The 15,850-nt window shown below is 44.5% G+C and carries 13 protein-coding genes and 1 tRNA gene; 8 read left to right on the plus strand and 6 right to left on the minus strand.

Going from position 1 to position 15,850, the window contains the following annotated elements; genetic code table 11:
- Nucleotides 1–97 precede the first annotated feature (97 nt).
- From ACLIIY_RS03545 to ACLIIY_RS03555, 3 genes are all read left to right on the plus strand, one after another.
- A complete protein-coding gene (locus ACLIIY_RS03545) occupies nucleotides 98–1,018 on the plus strand; it encodes a histone deacetylase family protein (protein WP_434528121.1) in 921 nt (306 codons plus the stop codon).
- A 525-nt stretch (nucleotides 1,019–1,543) separates the two neighbouring features.
- Nucleotides 1,544–2,719, plus strand: coding sequence for a YjgN family protein (locus tag ACLIIY_RS03550; protein ID WP_434528122.1), 1,176 nt, complete (start codon nucleotides 1,544–1,546; stop codon nucleotides 2,717–2,719).
- Nucleotides 2,719–3,714 (plus strand): M48 family metallopeptidase, encoded by a 996-nt coding sequence (locus ACLIIY_RS03555; RefSeq protein ID WP_434528123.1) that lies wholly within the window; start codon nucleotides 2,719–2,721, stop codon nucleotides 3,712–3,714. Before ACLIIY_RS03550 ends, ACLIIY_RS03555 begins: the two co-directional genes overlap by 1 nt.
- A 221-nt stretch (nucleotides 3,715–3,935) precedes the next feature.
- Here ACLIIY_RS03555 and ACLIIY_RS03560 read toward each other — a convergent pair.
- The 3 genes from ACLIIY_RS03560 to ACLIIY_RS03570 form a co-directional block, all read right to left on the minus strand.
- Nucleotides 3,936–4,026, minus strand: a tRNA-Ser gene (locus ACLIIY_RS03560).
- A gap of 139 nt (nucleotides 4,027–4,165) precedes the next feature.
- On the minus strand, nucleotides 4,166–5,974 hold the full coding sequence (locus tag ACLIIY_RS03565; RefSeq protein WP_434528124.1) for a DUF3413 domain-containing protein: 1,809 nt from the start codon (nucleotides 5,972–5,974) through the stop codon (nucleotides 4,166–4,168).
- Between the two features lie 22 nt (nucleotides 5,975–5,996).
- Nucleotides 5,997–6,224 carry a YejL family protein gene (locus ACLIIY_RS03570; RefSeq protein ID WP_009707299.1) on the minus strand — a complete coding sequence of 76 codons (228 nt, stop codon included), beginning with the start codon at nucleotides 6,222–6,224 and terminating at the stop codon, nucleotides 5,997–5,999.
- An 85-nt stretch (nucleotides 6,225–6,309) separates the two neighbouring features.
- Here ACLIIY_RS03570 and yejK point away from each other — a divergent pair, with 85 nt between their 5' ends.
- The 3 genes from yejK (at nucleotide 6,310) to ACLIIY_RS03585 (ending at nucleotide 10,053) form a co-directional block, all read left to right on the plus strand.
- A complete protein-coding gene (yejK, locus tag ACLIIY_RS03575; RefSeq protein ID WP_005432897.1) occupies nucleotides 6,310–7,308 on the plus strand; it encodes a nucleoid-associated protein YejK in 999 nt (332 codons plus the stop codon).
- 110 nt (nucleotides 7,309–7,418) lie between these two features.
- Nucleotides 7,419–8,777, plus strand: coding sequence for an Hpt domain-containing protein (locus ACLIIY_RS03580; RefSeq protein ID WP_180824864.1), 1,359 nt, complete (start codon nucleotides 7,419–7,421; stop codon nucleotides 8,775–8,777).
- A gap of 112 nt (nucleotides 8,778–8,889) precedes the next feature.
- Entirely contained in the window at nucleotides 8,890–10,053 is a 1,164-nt protein-coding gene (locus ACLIIY_RS03585) for a hypothetical protein (RefSeq protein ID WP_005439710.1), read from the plus strand.
- Nucleotides 10,054–10,155: 102 nt separating this feature from the next.
- Here ACLIIY_RS03585 and nhaC read toward each other — a convergent pair whose 3' ends face one another.
- A complete protein-coding gene (nhaC, locus tag ACLIIY_RS03590) occupies nucleotides 10,156–11,592 on the minus strand; it encodes a Na+/H+ antiporter NhaC (RefSeq protein ID WP_005439709.1) in 1,437 nt (478 codons plus the stop codon).
- Nucleotides 11,593–12,029: 437 nt separating this feature from the next.
- Between nhaC and asd the strand changes: the two genes are divergently transcribed.
- Together asd and ACLIIY_RS03600 are read left to right on the plus strand one after the other, a co-directional pair.
- A complete protein-coding gene (gene asd / locus ACLIIY_RS03595; protein WP_009707295.1) occupies nucleotides 12,030–13,145 on the plus strand; it encodes an aspartate-semialdehyde dehydrogenase in 1,116 nt (371 codons plus the stop codon).
- Between the two features lie 126 nt (nucleotides 13,146–13,271).
- Nucleotides 13,272–13,799 carry a type II secretion system protein gene (locus ACLIIY_RS03600; RefSeq protein ID WP_054824460.1) on the plus strand — a complete coding sequence of 176 codons (528 nt, stop codon included), beginning with the start codon at nucleotides 13,272–13,274 and terminating at the stop codon, nucleotides 13,797–13,799.
- A gap of 264 nt (nucleotides 13,800–14,063) precedes the next feature.
- Here ACLIIY_RS03600 and ACLIIY_RS03605 read toward each other — a convergent pair whose 3' ends face one another.
- Nucleotides 14,064–14,912: an ion transporter gene (locus ACLIIY_RS03605; protein ID WP_005439706.1), complete on the minus strand. Its 849-nt coding sequence runs from the start codon at nucleotides 14,910–14,912 to the stop codon at nucleotides 14,064–14,066.
- A gap of 62 nt (nucleotides 14,913–14,974) precedes the next feature.
- Entirely contained in the window at nucleotides 14,975–15,613 is a 639-nt protein-coding gene (locus ACLIIY_RS03610) for a YchE family NAAT transporter (RefSeq protein ID WP_005439704.1), read from the minus strand.
- Between the last annotated feature and the right edge of the window lie 237 nt (nucleotides 15,614–15,850).

A 15,850-nucleotide genomic window follows, 5' to 3' on the forward strand; every position in this document is an offset into this window, starting at 1 on the left:
ATTTAATTGATATTGAAAATCATTATTAATTAAATTTCTTTTTAATCAACTCTGGGAGTTGGTACTATTTCACAACGTTTTATGAAAAGAATGTCTCATGCTGCCACTGATTTACCACCCTATTTACTCGCAACTCGATCTACCAGATGGTCACCGTTATCCGATCATGAAATATCGCTACCTTTATCAAGCAGTGATGGAGAAACTCGCGAGTGAAGATTGGGGAAGACAAATTGAATTCTTCCAACCAAGCCCTCTAAGTACGGATGATATTAAACGCGTGCATGATGGGGAGTATGTTGACTTGTTGGTGACGGGCACTATGCCTGCAGCCAAAATGCGTCGAATTGGGTTTCCTTGGAGTGGGGCTCTGATAACACGGACGCTGACATCTACCGCCGGAACGGTACTGACCGCAGAAAAGGCATTAGAGCATGGCGTCGCGATTCACCTAAGCGGTGGCTATCATCATGCGCACAAAAACTTTGGCAGTGGTTTTTGTCTATTCAACGATTTGGCGATTGCCGCGAAGCACATGCTTGATCATGAATACGTCGATAAAGTGATGATCATCGATAGTGATGTCCACCATGGTGATGGCACGGCAACGATTTGTGAAAGTGAACCCGACATTGTCACCTTGTCTTTCCACTGCGATAAAAACTTCCCGGCGAGAAAGCCAGATTCTGATCTTGATGTCCCTTTGAGTCGCGATACCAATGATGAAACGTATTTGATGACGTTTAAAGAGGTCGTCGAGATGGCGATTAACTTGCATCGTCCAGACATGGTGATTTACGACGCTGGTGTGGATATTCATGTCGACGACGAACTGGGGTACTTCAACGTATCGACGGAGGGCATATTTGAGCGAGACCGTTTCTTAATGCAGTTGATGAAAGACAGAGGTATTCCTGTTGCGGCTGTCGTCGGTGGTGGTTATCGAAGTGAACACGCGGATTTGGTGCCTATTCATATGCAGCTGTTGAATGCTGCCGAATTCGTTTTTAAAGACTGAATCTAGAATGTTGAAAATCGAGGTAATGGACTCAGTTCTCGAATGAACATTTAGGGCTGGGAATCCTTTCCCAATTTTATTTTCCTAGCCTTTGACGTTGTCTAAAACAACAAATGGATGGATTTAGCTAATGCAGAAAGAAGATGCTCCTGCCTTATGCCGAGGCGAATATTAGGGGGCTTCGCGGTATTTAGATAGTTATAAACACCTTACAATTCGCCTGATAAAAAATGTAATCAGCAACTAACCTTTTGATAGGTAAGGTGACGTCTCAAGTTTTTGAGTGATAATGAGCTATTGTCGATTAAATTCACTGAGTGGGTGGTTTCTATCACTTTAGATGCTTTCATTTGCGCGGAAATGACCATTAAATTATTTTTTCGGTGAATTTGAATTCATAATTAATATGTATTTTATAAATAATTGATGTTTAGTTTGCTTATGGCAGTCAAGTTTATCAATTTATGAATGAGATAGGATAACGCCTTTAAATTCATAAAATTAAATAAACTATTCGGACTGTATATGAACCATCAACGCATTTCCAATACCATCTCTTTTAAAGGGCGAGGGGGAGAGTTTTTTGGCATCTGGATTGTCAATGTTCTACTTTCTATCGTTACGCTTGGAATTTACTCTGCTTGGGCCAAAGTAAGAACAAAGCGCTACTTCTACGGTAACACGTACATCGACGGTGATAACTTTGAGTATCATGCCGAGCCAATGCAAATCTTAAAGGGGCGTTTAGTCGCGCTGGCGATTGTATTGGTATGGGGTATCGCAAACTCATTCATTCCCCAACTGGCGCTTGTGCTCTTACTTCTGTTTTATGTCGCCCTGCCATGGTTGTTATGGAGCAACGCACGATTTGATTCTGCAATGACGAGTTACCGCAATGTTCACTTCTCTTTTAATTCGTCACTAAAAGATGCATACATCACCATACTTGGCCGAGGCTTTGGTGCTGCGCTGGCTGTCATGGTTTTCATTGGTATCTGTGTGGCGGTTGCAAGCGTTTCACAAGCTGCGTCGGTTATTTTAGGGCTTTGCTCAGTCGTCGTTGTGGCTGCACTTTATGGTTGGGTTGTGGTTGGCGTTCAACGCTACTTTGTTAATGGCTACCGCTATGGTGATTGGCAGTTTAGTGGCGAACTTGAAACCAGTTTCTTTGTAAAAACCTACCTGAAAGCCGTAGCAATCGGCCTTAGCACAGCTGTCGCGATTGCGATTGTAGCGGTCATTGTGATGGTTGGGAGCTCAGGGCTAATGGAAGCGGCAACGGGCGACTTGGCTTCACTGAATGAATCTAGCCCTGTCATTACAATGGTTGTCATGTACCTTGGCATGATTGGCTTAACCATCGGCTTGACGGCATACACAGCAACAAGAACTCGAAACTACTTGTTCTCTCAAATGAAGCTAGAAAAAGAAGGGCAAGAAGAAAACAACTTTACGTTTAAGTCTACCTATACAGTTGATGGCTACATGTGGCTGATTATCTCAAACTTCCTATTACAAGTGGTGACTTTGAGTATTGCGAGACCATGGGTAATGGTTCGTACTTCTCGCTATGTTGCTGACAAGACGATCGTCGTTGGAAACATGAGCCAACTGAAAGCTGCAGACCAAAATTCAAAAGTGAAATCAGCGATTTCTGATGAAGTTGCACAAGCCTTCGATCTCGGTGTTGGAATCGGTTAATGCAGTTTGAAGGAACCGCGTTTCCACCAAAAAGCTCTGAGCGACATCAAGCCAAATTGGATGTCGCTCAAGCTAACTCGCTGAGTTTGGTTGTTGCTGACAATATTTTCAGCTGTGATCAGCAACATGCGGACATTACTGCTCCAGTAGGCAATTTACCCGTCAGATTTAAGCTGCCCAATGGTTGGGTTTTCGTTACCGAGCGGACTGAAGAAGTGTCTCGGTGGTTGGAGGCAAATAAAAGGTCGAGCTTTGTTGATAAAATTGAATCGAACTGGCTTGCTTGGGTCGTGTCTGCGATGGCATGTATTGCGGTTGTGCTCGGGGGATATTATTACGCGTTACCTTGGGTGAGCGACAAAGTCGCATACGCGATTCCTGACAGTGTCTCAGTTGTACTTGGCGAAAAGGTACTCGAAAGCTTGGATTCCCGTTGGGACCCGAGCGAGCTGAGTAAAGCCGAACAAGAAGCCATTCGAAGCAGGGTAGAGCAGCACTTAGCGCAGTTAGAGGCGTTGCCTTATCAAGTAGAGATTGTTTTCCGATCTTCTGAGCTAGGAGCGAATGCGTTTGCCTTACCTGGTGGAAAGATTGTGCTGCTCGATGAATTAGTTGCGTTGTCTAAAAATCAGCAACAGTTGGACAGTATTATTCTTCACGAGCTTGGTCATATTCATCATCGCCACATGCTAAAGAGGTTGGTGTATTCGAGTGTCCTTTCTGTTGGTGTCGCCCTGTTAACTGGTGAAAGCTCTGGCATCGTGGACAATCTTGCCGGCGCAAGTGTGTTTGTGTTGTCCAGTGGTTACTCCAGAGAAGCCGAAATACAAGCCGATGCATTCGCAAGAGAGGCGATGCTCAAGGTTTATGGCGACACAAAGCCGATGGCTGAAATGTTTGAGTTGTTCCGTAACCAAGGTTATGACGAGTTGCCTGAGTGGTTGAGTACTCATCCAGACCTCGAGAAAAGGATTGAGGCAGCGAAAGGAAACTAACTCTGTCATTCAAATACTTAACGATGAAAGCTCACTAAATAGTAGTGGGCTTTTTTCTTGCGTATTGGAAAGTGCCTAGAGGACCAGACAGGCTTTTTCTGAACTTGGCTGAGTGTGGGGACGCCTAGTTCGGGGTTGCGCTCAACTAGGGATTTAGAAATTCCATATTTTCTGAGCGCTAAAACGACGAAAGCTCGCAATAAATGCGAGCTTTCTAAATGTGGCGGAGAGATAGGGATTTGAACCCTAGATACGCTATTAACGTATGCCGGTTTTCAAGACCGGTGCTTTCAACCACTCAGCCATCTCTCCGTTGTTGACGCGCATAATATAAGGCTTTGAAAATCTTGTAAACCCCAAAATGAACCGTTTGGATGTTTACTGCACGATTTTGTGTTGTTTGTGGAGAAAAGAAACGAAAAAGCTCTCCGAGTGGAGAGCTTTTGTTCAATTAATTGCTTTTTGAATAGAAGCGCTGAAGTTCTGTCAGCCCTTGCATTAGTACTGGGAGCTTCGGTGTAGATTCTCTCAAACGCTTATAATTGTCGTCATAGAGCTTATAGTTACCGAATTTGTCTATAACGGTTGTTTGTGAGCTAGTGATAAGTGCGATTTCACGCGTGTCACCAGCTAGAATCCAGCGGCGACGGCTCTCATCGAATAAGTTTCGGCCACTGCTGTAATCGTAAGGGTTTGAAGATACACCCAACATGTCTTGTAAAAGTGTTACAGACAAATCTAAGTGGCTCGTACTGTGCGTAAACTCGGCTGGTAGCATGCCCGGCCAGTGAATCACCATAGGTACTTGGAGTTGGTAACGGCTGTAGTTGCTGTTTGCTCCCCAACTGTTGGTATTGGTTTCGTTAAACTCACTGCCGTGATTCGAGGTAATAACCACGACAGTGTTCGCCAGTAACTCATTTGCTTCTAAATCAGCAATAATTTCCGCAACGGTTTTATCTGCGGATTTCACTGACTGCTCGTAAGCTTTCTTAAATCGTTCGCTGGCTGGGATCTCTTCGTTAGCAGCCATCGGCTCAGATTCAAAGTTGTCGACAGTGGTAACTTCGATGTAGCTAAACCAAGGCTTTTTCGCTTGTTCAGTTAACCATGTATTCCAAGCTGCAATCGACTGCTTGTCGGTATGGGCTTGTGTGCCATCTAGCTCATTAGCCAGATTCAAGCCACGGAAGATAACTTCTGAATACAGGTCATCTTCAAAGCCATTACCGCTGAATAGACCAAAGCTGTAATCCTGATCTTTTAGTACGTCTAGTAATACTGGCGCACTGCCTTGCGCTTTGATGCTGCTCGCGTAACTACTTGGTAAGCCATAGAACAAGCCAAATGCACCGTATGTGTCATTGCTTGAGCTGTAATGGTTAGTAAAGTTTTGATTGTCTTGCGCAAACTTGTACAAGTTCGGCATTTCGTTCTGGTTAAGCGCGTCCGCACGAAGGTTATTCACGCTGATCATCAGCACGTTTAACTTGTTACCACGACGATTGAATTCAAGCTTCTCTAGTGGGTAGCTGACTAAATCGATGTTGCCTTGGTTCTCTGCTAAGCGTTTTAGGTACTCTTCACGGTCAAGAAGGCCATGTTTTTCCATAAAGCTCTTCGCCGTCATCGGGTATGACAATGGGAAGTTAGAGCGTTGGCTAGTAATCGGATTGTAGAAGTAAGCATCAGCCCAAATGTAAACCAAATGGCTGGTCATAAAGCTTAAGAAGAACACGGCAGCTAAAGGACGGCCAACGTGTTTATGGGAAAGTTTGCGTTGTTTGCGCCAAACCCACTCAGAAAGAGCAAGTTGCACCAAGAAAATAAGCGGCATCACCACAAAAAGGTGTTGGAGATCGGAACTGATCGCGCTTTTATCTTCGCTAAACAATAGCTCCCAAACCACAGGGTTCAGGTGCAAATTAATGGATTGATACGCTTGAGTATCAATCAATAAAACGGTTTGACCAACCGTTGCGAATATCACTGCCACCAAGCGGAAAAGTTTCCTTGATGGCAGGACAAACGTCAGCGGGAATAGAACTAATAAGTACAGGGCGAAAACAAGGAAGCCAAAATGACCAACCCAAGATACAGCCAGATAAAATTGCCCCATAAGGGTTTCTGGCCAAGGCGATTGAACGATATAGCGTGTACCTATCAACATCGATGCAACGATGTTGAAGAATGCAAACCAGTGACCCCAACCTACTAGTCGAGATACGCGTTCGCCGTATGAGTTTCCGCTGTCTACCATGTACTTGTTCTATTATCCGTTATTAATGTGTTTTTGGCGCTTCAAGAGAAGACATCAGTGCCTGAGCAAATTTTTCAGCAATAACTTTGCGTTGTGAAGCAGCAACTTGTTGATTTAAGACATTGGTTGCGATATTTCCCGCAATCATTAGCGTCAACTCAGGAGAGGCAGCGTGTTTATCAAGTACAGCACCCACTTCAGCAAGAATTTTCTCTACTTGTTCGTCAGTATATTTAGATGTAATCGGCATAAAGACTCTAATAATGATAGTAAAAGCGGCTTATGATAACCTACAATGCCCAACAACTTAAACCTTGTAGCAAGATAAAATCACTATGAGCCTTCATCTTTCAAACGTTATTCTGCATCAATTGTGCAAAAACGATCAGGACGAACTGGTTGTTAAACTTCGCCCGGCGTCGTTAGAAAACGATACCTCTACTGAAAACCTTGTCGCGGAACTGCATCGCGTATTCCACTCGAAAGCAGGCAAAGGTTTCGGCTCTTTCCAATCAGACAGCGAATTTCAATTTTGGCTTCAAGAAATGCGCAAAGGGGAGAGAGATTTCTATGATTTCTCACAAATTAGTGCAAATCGCTTGAAAGAAGAGCTGATTAAGTACCCATTTGCTGATGAGGGTATCTTAGTCTTTGCTGAGTACCAAAGCTTAGCAACTGACTATTTGTTTATTGGTATCTTGCCAATGAACCAAAGTCTAAAAGTGACCGAAGGCTTGGATATTGATGCGACGGATTACCTAGACATCACTAAGATGGACATTGCTGCGCGCATTGATCTTTCAAGTTACGACACAGACCGTGAGTCAAACCGTTACCTTTCTTACATCAAAGGTCGCGTTGGTCGCAAAGTAGCAGACTTTTTCCTCGATTTCCTACAAGCGGATGTTGGTCTAGATACTAAGCAGCAAAACCAAGTGCTAATGCAAGCGGTAGAAGACTTTTGTGCGGATTCTAAGCTTGAGAAGCAAGAAGCGAACGAGTACAAAAAGCAGGTTTACAACTACTGTAACGAGCAAATCAAATCAGGCGACGAAGTACAAATTTCTGAACTGTCTGGTGAGTTGCCACCAAGCCAAGATGGCACAAGCTTTATGGACTTTACCAAAGAGCAAGGCTACGAGTTGGAAGAATCTTTCCCTGGTGACCGTTCTACCGTACGCAAGCTAACTAAGTACGTTGGCGCTGGTGGCGGTTTGAATATCAGCTTTGATAGCTTGTTACTTGGCGAGCGTATTTTCTACGATCCAGAGACAGACACGCTAACGATCAAAGGCACGCCACCAAACCTAAAAGATCAGTTAAGCCGTAACTAATTGATAATAAGAGAGCATTATGCTCTCTTTTTTTATGTGAAGTGCGCACAGTCAGCGCGTGCTTCATGGTATATGCTTGTTATTAATAAGAAATAGTCGAGGGAAAAGCATTGCTGCAATTCAAAGAGGGAATTAGAAGAGCTGTCTGGCTTTTGTTTGCTGTGTGGTGTGCATTTGCCGTGGGTATTTGGCTGCAAGCGCAACAAACTATCCGAACTATTTCGACCATTGATGAACTCAGCAGCAAAGTGGACGAGGTGCGTAATATCTTCCACTTCGAATTGCCTTATCGTGCACAACACGTCGATCAAGTCTCTCTTAAGCTCCAACTTGTTTACGCTGTTCGCTTACAACTTGAAAGCGAACACTCTGCCGGTTGGGGTTCCCCGGATTTAACTCAGCTGCTTTATTCCACAGACCGCTTTCTTGAAGGTGCTAGAACCTTTATTGGGAGCGACAGTGAGCTAGTTGCTCTCGCAGATCAGTTACACAACAGTCGCGAGTCTGCCAGCAATTCTGAGCAACTTCGCACCATGTATTACCGTTTGGGTGCTTTGGTACTGGAAGCCATGTTCAGCGACGCAGCAACAAGTGCTGACACATACCAAGAACTGGATTCTCTGTTTACTGAGTCACAAAACCTTGAATCCAAAGAACAAGCTTCATTTCAGCGTCGATTAGCCCAAACTTCAAGCGTATTGGCCGCACATGCGCAGGGCAGTCACCTCTCCAATCAACTGCTTAACCCCGAGTTCCCAAATCAACTCGCTTCAGTGATTAGTACCCTTGAGCAAAAACTGACGTTTTACATCACTTTTCTTGCGTTAGTAAGTGGTTCCTTACTTGCGCTTATCTCTTGGGCTCTATTCTCTAAAACAGTGCTTGTGACGGAAGAATCGTTAACGCCAAATAAGAATGGAGAGACGCCAGTCGTTCCATCTACTCCTGTTTTGGAAAAAGCGCATGTGGCAGAAAAGAAACACGAGGTGGTTGAAAAAGCAGAATCTGTGGTTCAGACAGAATCTCCTCTTCCTAAAGAGGATGGTGATGCAACGCCTCCTTATCAAAACATGGCGACCGAGAGCGAAGATTCAGGTATCAAAGAGCCTTATATTGATATAGAGAAAATGCTCGACTCATTGTCTGGTGATGAAGAGTCAGTACGCATGTTGTTGGAAGTGTTCATCCAAGATCACGCTGAAGACAGCGAAAAGCTCAAAGGTCTTATCGCAGAAGGGAAGGATAAGGAGCACGCTCAACGTGTTGCGCACAGTTTGAAAGGGGTATCGGGCAGTATAGGTGCAATGCCTCTACACTATATCTCTGGGGATATCGAATCTTTAATCAAACAAGGCGAGCAAGTCTCAGACGATAAATTGGATCAGTTAGAAGATACGTTACAGAAAACGACACTTTTTGCTGAAAGAGTTCTCAATAGTGAAAACATTCGAGAAGTGCTAACGGATTGATATTCCTCTGACTTAAAATAGAAAAGATTAAGGTATTTAAGGGACGCTCGCGAACCTGATGCCTTGGTTCGTCACTGTTCCTGTTCTACACATTTTGACCATAGGTAATTTCATGTCCATCCGTCGACTGTCCTCATTGATGGTGGCTTGTTTGGTTTTAAGTCTTTCAGGGTGTTCTCTGTTAGAGGTGAAAATCGACAGCCAAACTGTACCGCTCACCAAACAAGAGCTGAACATGCGTATTATGACGCGTGAATATGCTCAGCAATTCTTTGCTCAAGTCGAGCAAGCCGCCGATGTGCTCCAAGAAAACTATGAGCCGAGCGATAAGGTAAACCAATCCTATATTCTGCTCTGGAAAATCAATGCGGAAGAGGGACTTCAAGCTGCCGCTTACCAAGTTTCACCAATGGCTGCGTTGATTGATACGTGGGTGTTCACTCACCAGATGAACCAGTTCTACAGTGAAGGGGCGGGCAAAGACCTATTTGCGACTGGCGAAGCAAAAAAAGTGTCTGAACATTTGGCAAAAGAAGTCGATAAGCTAGCGAAATCGCTATTGAAGAAAGACGTGTACGAAAAGACTCAAGTATTCGTGGCAGATTTTGTCGAGAAGTATCCTTTTGCTGACTTAAGCATGATCAGAACGCCGGCTTACCGAGCATGGTTGCAAGCAAACCAAATCAGTGAGGAAGAAGCCGTTACCACGCTTGGTACAATGCCTGAAGCAATCGGTGATGTATCCGACCGTTTAAGTTTGGTCTCAGAACAAACCCCTAAGATCATGACTTGGAAAGCGCAGTTGCTGGCACTCAACAGCTCAGCAAGTATTGAACAAGTCAACGCAGCGCTAAACAGCTTGAAGGTGACTTCTGAGTCGTTGAAGGACTTTATCGACAACAACCCTGAATACATGCGTAACTTGGCAGAGCAGATGGCCGTTCAATTACAGCCTCTAGTGGAAGACATTGACCAAAAAACGGAAGAGCGTTTGTCTCAGTTGAGTGATGAGCGTCAGGCTTTGGAATTGATGGTGGCGAGAGAGCGCCAAGAGATCGCTCAAATCATCACAAGTGAGCGTGAGAAGTTTGCTCAGGACCTAGACCATGTTTCACAAGAAGTGGTGAATCTGGCGATGGACAAATTGATTGAGCTTGTTAAGAGCACCATCATCTACTTTATTCTGTTTATCCTAGTGATCTTCTTTGCTCCTCTCGTACTTGGTTATGCCTTGGGTAAGCGCTCTGCGGTAAGAGCCAGCACTAAATCGGCGTAATTATTTAGAAGGCATAACACGAAATAGCAGACACAAAAAAGGACCGAATCATCGGTCCTTTTTTAATTTATGGAAGGTTTCTAGCTATAGAAAGCTGAAGCCTTAAGCTGTTTGTTGCTTTAGTTCAGCTTCTGTTTGTTCTTCTGTTGCTGGAGCCGTCGGCTCGCATTTATCAACAAACCAGCCCATGTAAGAAGTGAAGATGGTCACGATGATACACACGAAGCTCAGCCACATGAACGGCGCGTACGACAATGTTGCTACACCCAAGATGCTTGCCATGTAGATACCATTATCACTCCACGGCACCATACCGGATGTCAGCGTGCCACCAAACTCTGCGTTACGAGATAGGTTCTTACGTTTGTAGCCAAGGCGGTCGTAGTTCTTCGCACAGATCTTAGGAGTAAGAATCAGTGATACGTACATCGCAGAACCGAATACGTTACCCATGAAGGCGGTACCAATCGTGCTGGTTGCCAGTGAGCCTGCGCTCTGTACACGTCGCTCGAACAGTTTTGCAATCGTTTCTAGTACGCCAACCTTATCTAGTAGGCCGCCAAAACCTAGGCCAAACACGATCACCGCAACAGAGCCCAGCATAGAAGACATGCCGCCACGGTTTAGAATCGAGTCAATGAAGTCCACGCCTGAAGAAATCGCAAATGGTGCCCAAGCGGTATTAAATGCCGTTAGGAAGTCTACATCCTGAATCATCACTGCCCAGATAATACCTAGTAGTGAACCGAAGCTGATCACAGGGAAAGAAGGCATGCGCATCGCCAATAGAGCCAATACGATGATCACTGGGACAAAGGAATAAGGCGTGATGAAAAATTGTTGTTCCATTGCCTGAATAACAGAATCCACTTGGCTCATATCCACTTTACCTGCGAAGTGGAAGCCAAATGCGGTAAACATAATGCCAGTGATGATGTAGCTGATCAGTGCGATAGGCAGCATGCCCTTGATGTGCTCAACCACTTCTACATTCGACATAGAAGAAGCAAGGATCACGGAATCTGAAAGTGGAGACATCTTGTCACCAAAGTAACAACCCGATAGAACCGCACCCGCAGTGATTGGTGCTGGAACACCAAGACCTTGACCGATACCCATCATCGCAATACCTGCTGTACCTGCCGCACCCCAAGATGTACCTGTTGCCAATGCAGTCAGAGAACAAATGATCATGGTCGCCAGTAAGAAGATAGAAGGGTGAATGGCTTTCAGACCGTAGTAGATGATGGTTGGTACGATACCACCTGAGATCCAAGTACCCACTAAGGCACCTACAGCAAGAAGAATAAGCACTGCGCCCAAACCATTAGAAATACCGTTTAGTGCTGCTTTTTCTAGGTCTTTGTATTGATGGCCGAGTCTTAAGCCCAATAGCATGATAATGAACCAGCCAATGTACAGCGCGAGCTGAATTGGAAGGTCTAGTTTGGCAGTAAATGAAAATGCCAAAAGAAGAAACAAACCTAGTGAGATAAATACCTGTATCAGACTAGGAAGACGTGTTGTAACTTGCTTCATATGTGCCTCTGTCGTTCATGGAGCAATAGAGGAAGGCCGCTCCCTGTTTTAATCGCGCCTAACATACATTAACAAAAATTATATTTCGAACATTTGGTGCTTTATCTTGACTTTCGTCCGCATAAACGTTTGCTTGTGAAATTAATAACTAAAAAACTTTAATTTTAATAGTTTGAAATGTTTTGTGATGTAAAAAATATGTGCTGCAATTGTTGTTTTCTTACTGAGTGGTAAGACCTTATCGCGTGACGTTCACAGTTTTCTGGGCGGAATTAGATGGTTAATCAATAAGAAAAGAGAAGAAAATAACTGGGATTATAAAAATTCGCGGCAAACGTTAAAAAAGTTGTGTTTATTTGCAAATTAGGGCTTGAGATTTTGTGGCGAAAATTGAACTATGGAGAAAGTTTCAAAAATATACATGGAGAGTTAATGCGATGAGAGTAGGTTTAGTTGGTTGGCGCGGCATGGTCGGTTCAGTTCTGATGCAGCGCATGGTCGAAGAGAAAGACTTCGATTTGATCGAGCCAGTTTTCTACAGCACGTCTCAAATAGGTATCCCAGCTCCAAACCTAGGTAAAGAAGCTGGTCTACTTCAAGATGCGTTCGATATTGACAGTTTAAAACAACTTGATGCAGTGATTACGTGTCAAGGTGGCGGTTACACAGAGAAAGTTTATCCAGCACTTCGTCAAGCTGGTTGGAAAGGTTACTGGATCGATGCGGCTTCGACACTTCGTATGGCAGAAGACTCCATCATCACTCTAGATCCTGTAAACCTAGCGCAAATTCAACAAGGCATTCACGGCGGCACTAACACCTTTGTTGGTGGTAACTGTACCGTTAGCTTGATGCTCATGGGCCTTGGTGGCCTGTTCGAGAAAGGTTTGGTTGAGTGGACAAGTGCAATGACGTACCAAGCGGCGTCTGGCGCAGGTGCACAAAACATGCGTGAGCTGATTTCTCAGATGGGTGTGATCAACGATTCTGTAAGCTCTGAATTGGCTAACCCAGCAAGCTCTATTCTAGACATTGACAAGAAAGTTGCCGACACAATGCGCAGCTCTTCATTCCCAACAGATAAGTTTGGTGTGCCGCTAGCTGGCTCTTTGATTCCTTGGATCGACGTTAAACGCGACAACGGTCAGAGTAAAGAAGAGTGGAAAGCGGGTGTAGAAGCGAACAAGATCCTTGGTTTCCAAGATGCACCAGTGCCAATCGATGGTACATGCGTACGTATCGGTGCGATGCGTTGTCACTCTCAAGCATTGACTATCAAGCTGAAGCAAAATGTACCAATGGATGAGATTGAAGAAATCATCGCAACGCACAACGATTGGGTTAAAGTGATTCCAAACGATCGTGACATCACGGCTCAAGAACTCACTCCAGCGAAAGTAACGGGTACGCTTTCTATTCCAGTAGGTCGTCTACGTAAGATGGCAATGGGCGATGACTTCCTAAACGCTTTCACTGTCGGTGATCAGCTTCTTTGGGGTGCTGCAGAGCCACTACGTCGTACTCTACGCATCATTCTTGCTGAGAAGGCTTAATTTGTCTCAACTCTGAGATGTCTATTTTGAAAGCGCCCAACTGGGCGCTTTTTTGATATTTCAATGACAGTAAGCTGACTTTTGTTGCATAACGTTGCCGCGAATTTAATCAATTGGAGTGCGGTAATGAAACAGAATACAAAAGGTTTTACTCTCATAGAGTTAGTGGTTGTCATCGTAATTCTCGGCATTCTAGCCGTTGTTGCCGCACCTAAGTTTTTAAATCTTCAACATGATGCTAGAGAAGCTGTCATTAAGGGACTAGGTGGCTCCGTTCATAATGCTGCAGAGATGGCTTTTGGCAAAACTGCTGTAGAAGGAATGGAACATGAAGAGTCTTACAGTGTTGAAGGTTACGGTTCTGTCCAATATGGTTATCCGGCTGTTCAAAGGGAAGGGATGGAAAACTTCCTAGATATCGAGTCTGGATATCACGATCTTACAAAAGAGTGGGTATGGGGTGCGCATAACCATGGATCAGTAAGCAATCCTGATACTTGGATAGTGACTCGATCTGAATATATTGACGCTGATCCTGATGACGAAAGCGCGTACAACAAAGCGATTGAAGATACGCAATGCTACGTGAAGTACACCGCGGCAATGGAGCCGGGTGATGAATACAAGGTGGAAGTGTTCACTGACGGTTGTTAAGTCGAGAATCGGCCTTACCCACAGGAAATGTTTGTTTCTTGTGGGCCAAAAGTTATGTAGAAGCCGATGTGAAGTCATCGGTTTTTTTGATCGTGGAGTTAGAATACAAGGGCGTTCAGAATGCAGCGCTCCAATAACCGGAAGCGCTACGTTGGAAGGCAAGTGAAAGAAACTACATTCTAAAACGCGTTGCAGAATCTATCCCCAGAAAGACAAAATATCGCCGATTCCCGATTCCCGATTCCCGATTCCCGATTCCCGATTTTAATCCTCTTCGTCTGCACTCACGACGCGATTATCAGGATCCGCTAACTCACTACCACAATGCTTACAATGCATCGCATCAGAATCATGGCCGGAGCGGTTACAGTTCGGGCATTTCACCAGTTCTTTATGTGCATTCATCTCATTACTCAATTCTGCGGTAATAATGCCAGTGGGAACCGCCAGTATCGAATAACCAAGCAACATGGTTAACGACGCGATCGCTTTCCCGAGGTGCGTTTGTGGCACCATGTCACCGTAGCCCACGGTAGTGATCGTCACAATCGCCCAGTAGATGCTTTTTGGAATACTCGTAAAGCCATTGTGTGGGCCTTCAATAACGAAGATCAGCGCACCAAAAATGGTGACCAGAATACCTACAGTACTAAAGAAGATAAGAATCTTACGACGCGCCATTAACAGAGAGCGCAACAAGATGTTGGAATCTTGCAGGTAGCGTACAAGTTTTAGGATTCGGAAGATGCGCATGACACGCAGCAATCGCACGACACCCATAAACGATGCACCAGGGAAAAAGATCGCCAGGTACGTTGGCAAAATAGCCAACAAATCGACGACACCATAAAAGCTGGTGGCATAAGACTTAGGCTTAGGAGAACAGTAAAGTCTTAACAAGTACTCAACTGTGAATAGGGCAGTAAAAGTGTATTCAATATAACGCAGTTCTCGTGACCATTCTGTCATCACAGATGGTAAGGACTCTAAAATGAGAACCACAAGAGAAGTGATGATCGCAATAATCAGCGCGATATCGAAAATGCGCCCAGCACGAGTGTGCGTGCCGAAGATGATGACGTATAAATGATGCTTAAGAGACTTGCGAGGCATGATGTTGCACTGTCAGCGTTAAAATGAAACGGATTGCAACATCATACCAGAAGTTGGGAAAGTTAGGCTAAACCAGGGAATAGGTTTCTTAGGCCGTTAGCAATGAACTCAATACCCAATGCGCCAAGGATCAGGCCCATAATACGCGTGATCACGTTGATACCTGTCTGACCAAGAAAGCGTACGATCAAAGGCGCAGAACGGAATAGCAACCAAGAGCAGAAACAGAACAGCATGATGGTGACACTAATACCAACGGTATCAAGTGCGCTTGGGTAACGTGCACCATAAACAATGGTTGAACTGATGGCACCAGGGCCTGCCATTAATGGCATCGCCAGTGGTACTACGCCGATTTGTTCACGGCTGACGTATTCTGATTTCTCTTGTTTGTTCTGCTTATCTTCACCCAACTTACCGCTCATCATCGAGAACGCGATACTAAGAAGTAGCAAGCCGCCAGCAACACGGAAAGAATCCAGAGAAATGCTGAACATATCTAGCAACAACTGACCAGCAAAAAGAGAAATGATCAAAATGACCGCAACCGCAACATTGGCTGTCGTGGCGGTTTTGCTTTTCTCTTCTGGTGTCATATGACCGGTCAGTGATACGAACACAGGCATGATACCAACAGGGTTCACTGCTGCGACCAAACCTAAGAAAAACTGTAGGAAAATAGCTAACTCTAAAGTCTGCATGTTGCTTACTCGTAAACGTTCACAATAGTGAAAAAGAGAGGGGGTAATTTTAGGCGGTAATGTAAGGCAAAAGTGCGGTCGGAAGAAATGAAAAAAACTAACGTATTTGGCCTAGTATTTGTGAGAAAAACTAATTATTGAAGAAAATGTATGCAATCTGGAAACGAATTGTTACGTAGAAGATTGGTGGCAACCTGAACTGTTTTACACAAACGTTAACATTCGCACATTTTTCAC

The sequence above is a fragment of the Vibrio sp. K4 genome, from assembly GCF_051122595.1.
GTDB classification, from domain to species: domain Bacteria; phylum Pseudomonadota; class Gammaproteobacteria; order Enterobacterales; family Vibrionaceae; genus Vibrio; species Vibrio owensii.

What these genes read in the sequence shown, in the direction of transcription:
- nhaC (WP_005439709.1), bottom strand. Translation starts at nt 11,592, where the DNA reads ATGAAGCAAGTTACAACACGTCTTCCTAGTCTGATACAGGTATTTATC.
- ACLIIY_RS03605 (WP_005439706.1), bottom strand. Translation starts at nt 14,912, where the DNA reads ATGCCTCGCAAGTCTCTTAAGCATCATTTATACGTCATCATCTTCGGC.
- asd (WP_009707295.1), top strand. Translation starts at nt 12,030, where the DNA reads ATGAGAGTAGGTTTAGTTGGTTGGCGCGGCATGGTCGGTTCAGTTCTG.
- ACLIIY_RS03610 (WP_005439704.1), bottom strand. Translation starts at nt 15,613, where the DNA reads ATGCAGACTTTAGAGTTAGCTATTTTCCTACAGTTTTTCTTAGGTTTG.
- ACLIIY_RS03585 (WP_005439710.1), top strand. Translation starts at nt 8,890, where the DNA reads ATGTCCATCCGTCGACTGTCCTCATTGATGGTGGCTTGTTTGGTTTTA.
- ACLIIY_RS03555 (WP_434528123.1), top strand. Translation starts at nt 2,719, where the DNA reads ATGCAGTTTGAAGGAACCGCGTTTCCACCAAAAAGCTCTGAGCGACAT.
- ACLIIY_RS03550 (WP_434528122.1), top strand. Translation starts at nt 1,544, where the DNA reads ATGAACCATCAACGCATTTCCAATACCATCTCTTTTAAAGGGCGAGGG.
- ACLIIY_RS03600 (WP_054824460.1), top strand. Translation starts at nt 13,272, where the DNA reads ATGAAACAGAATACAAAAGGTTTTACTCTCATAGAGTTAGTGGTTGTC.
- yejK (WP_005432897.1), top strand. Translation starts at nt 6,310, where the DNA reads ATGAGCCTTCATCTTTCAAACGTTATTCTGCATCAATTGTGCAAAAAC.
- ACLIIY_RS03570 (WP_009707299.1), bottom strand. Translation starts at nt 6,224, where the DNA reads ATGCCGATTACATCTAAATATACTGACGAACAAGTAGAGAAAATTCTT.
- ACLIIY_RS03565 (WP_434528124.1), bottom strand. Translation starts at nt 5,974, where the DNA reads ATGGTAGACAGCGGAAACTCATACGGCGAACGCGTATCTCGACTAGTA.
- ACLIIY_RS03545 (WP_434528121.1), top strand. Translation starts at nt 98, where the DNA reads ATGCTGCCACTGATTTACCACCCTATTTACTCGCAACTCGATCTACCA.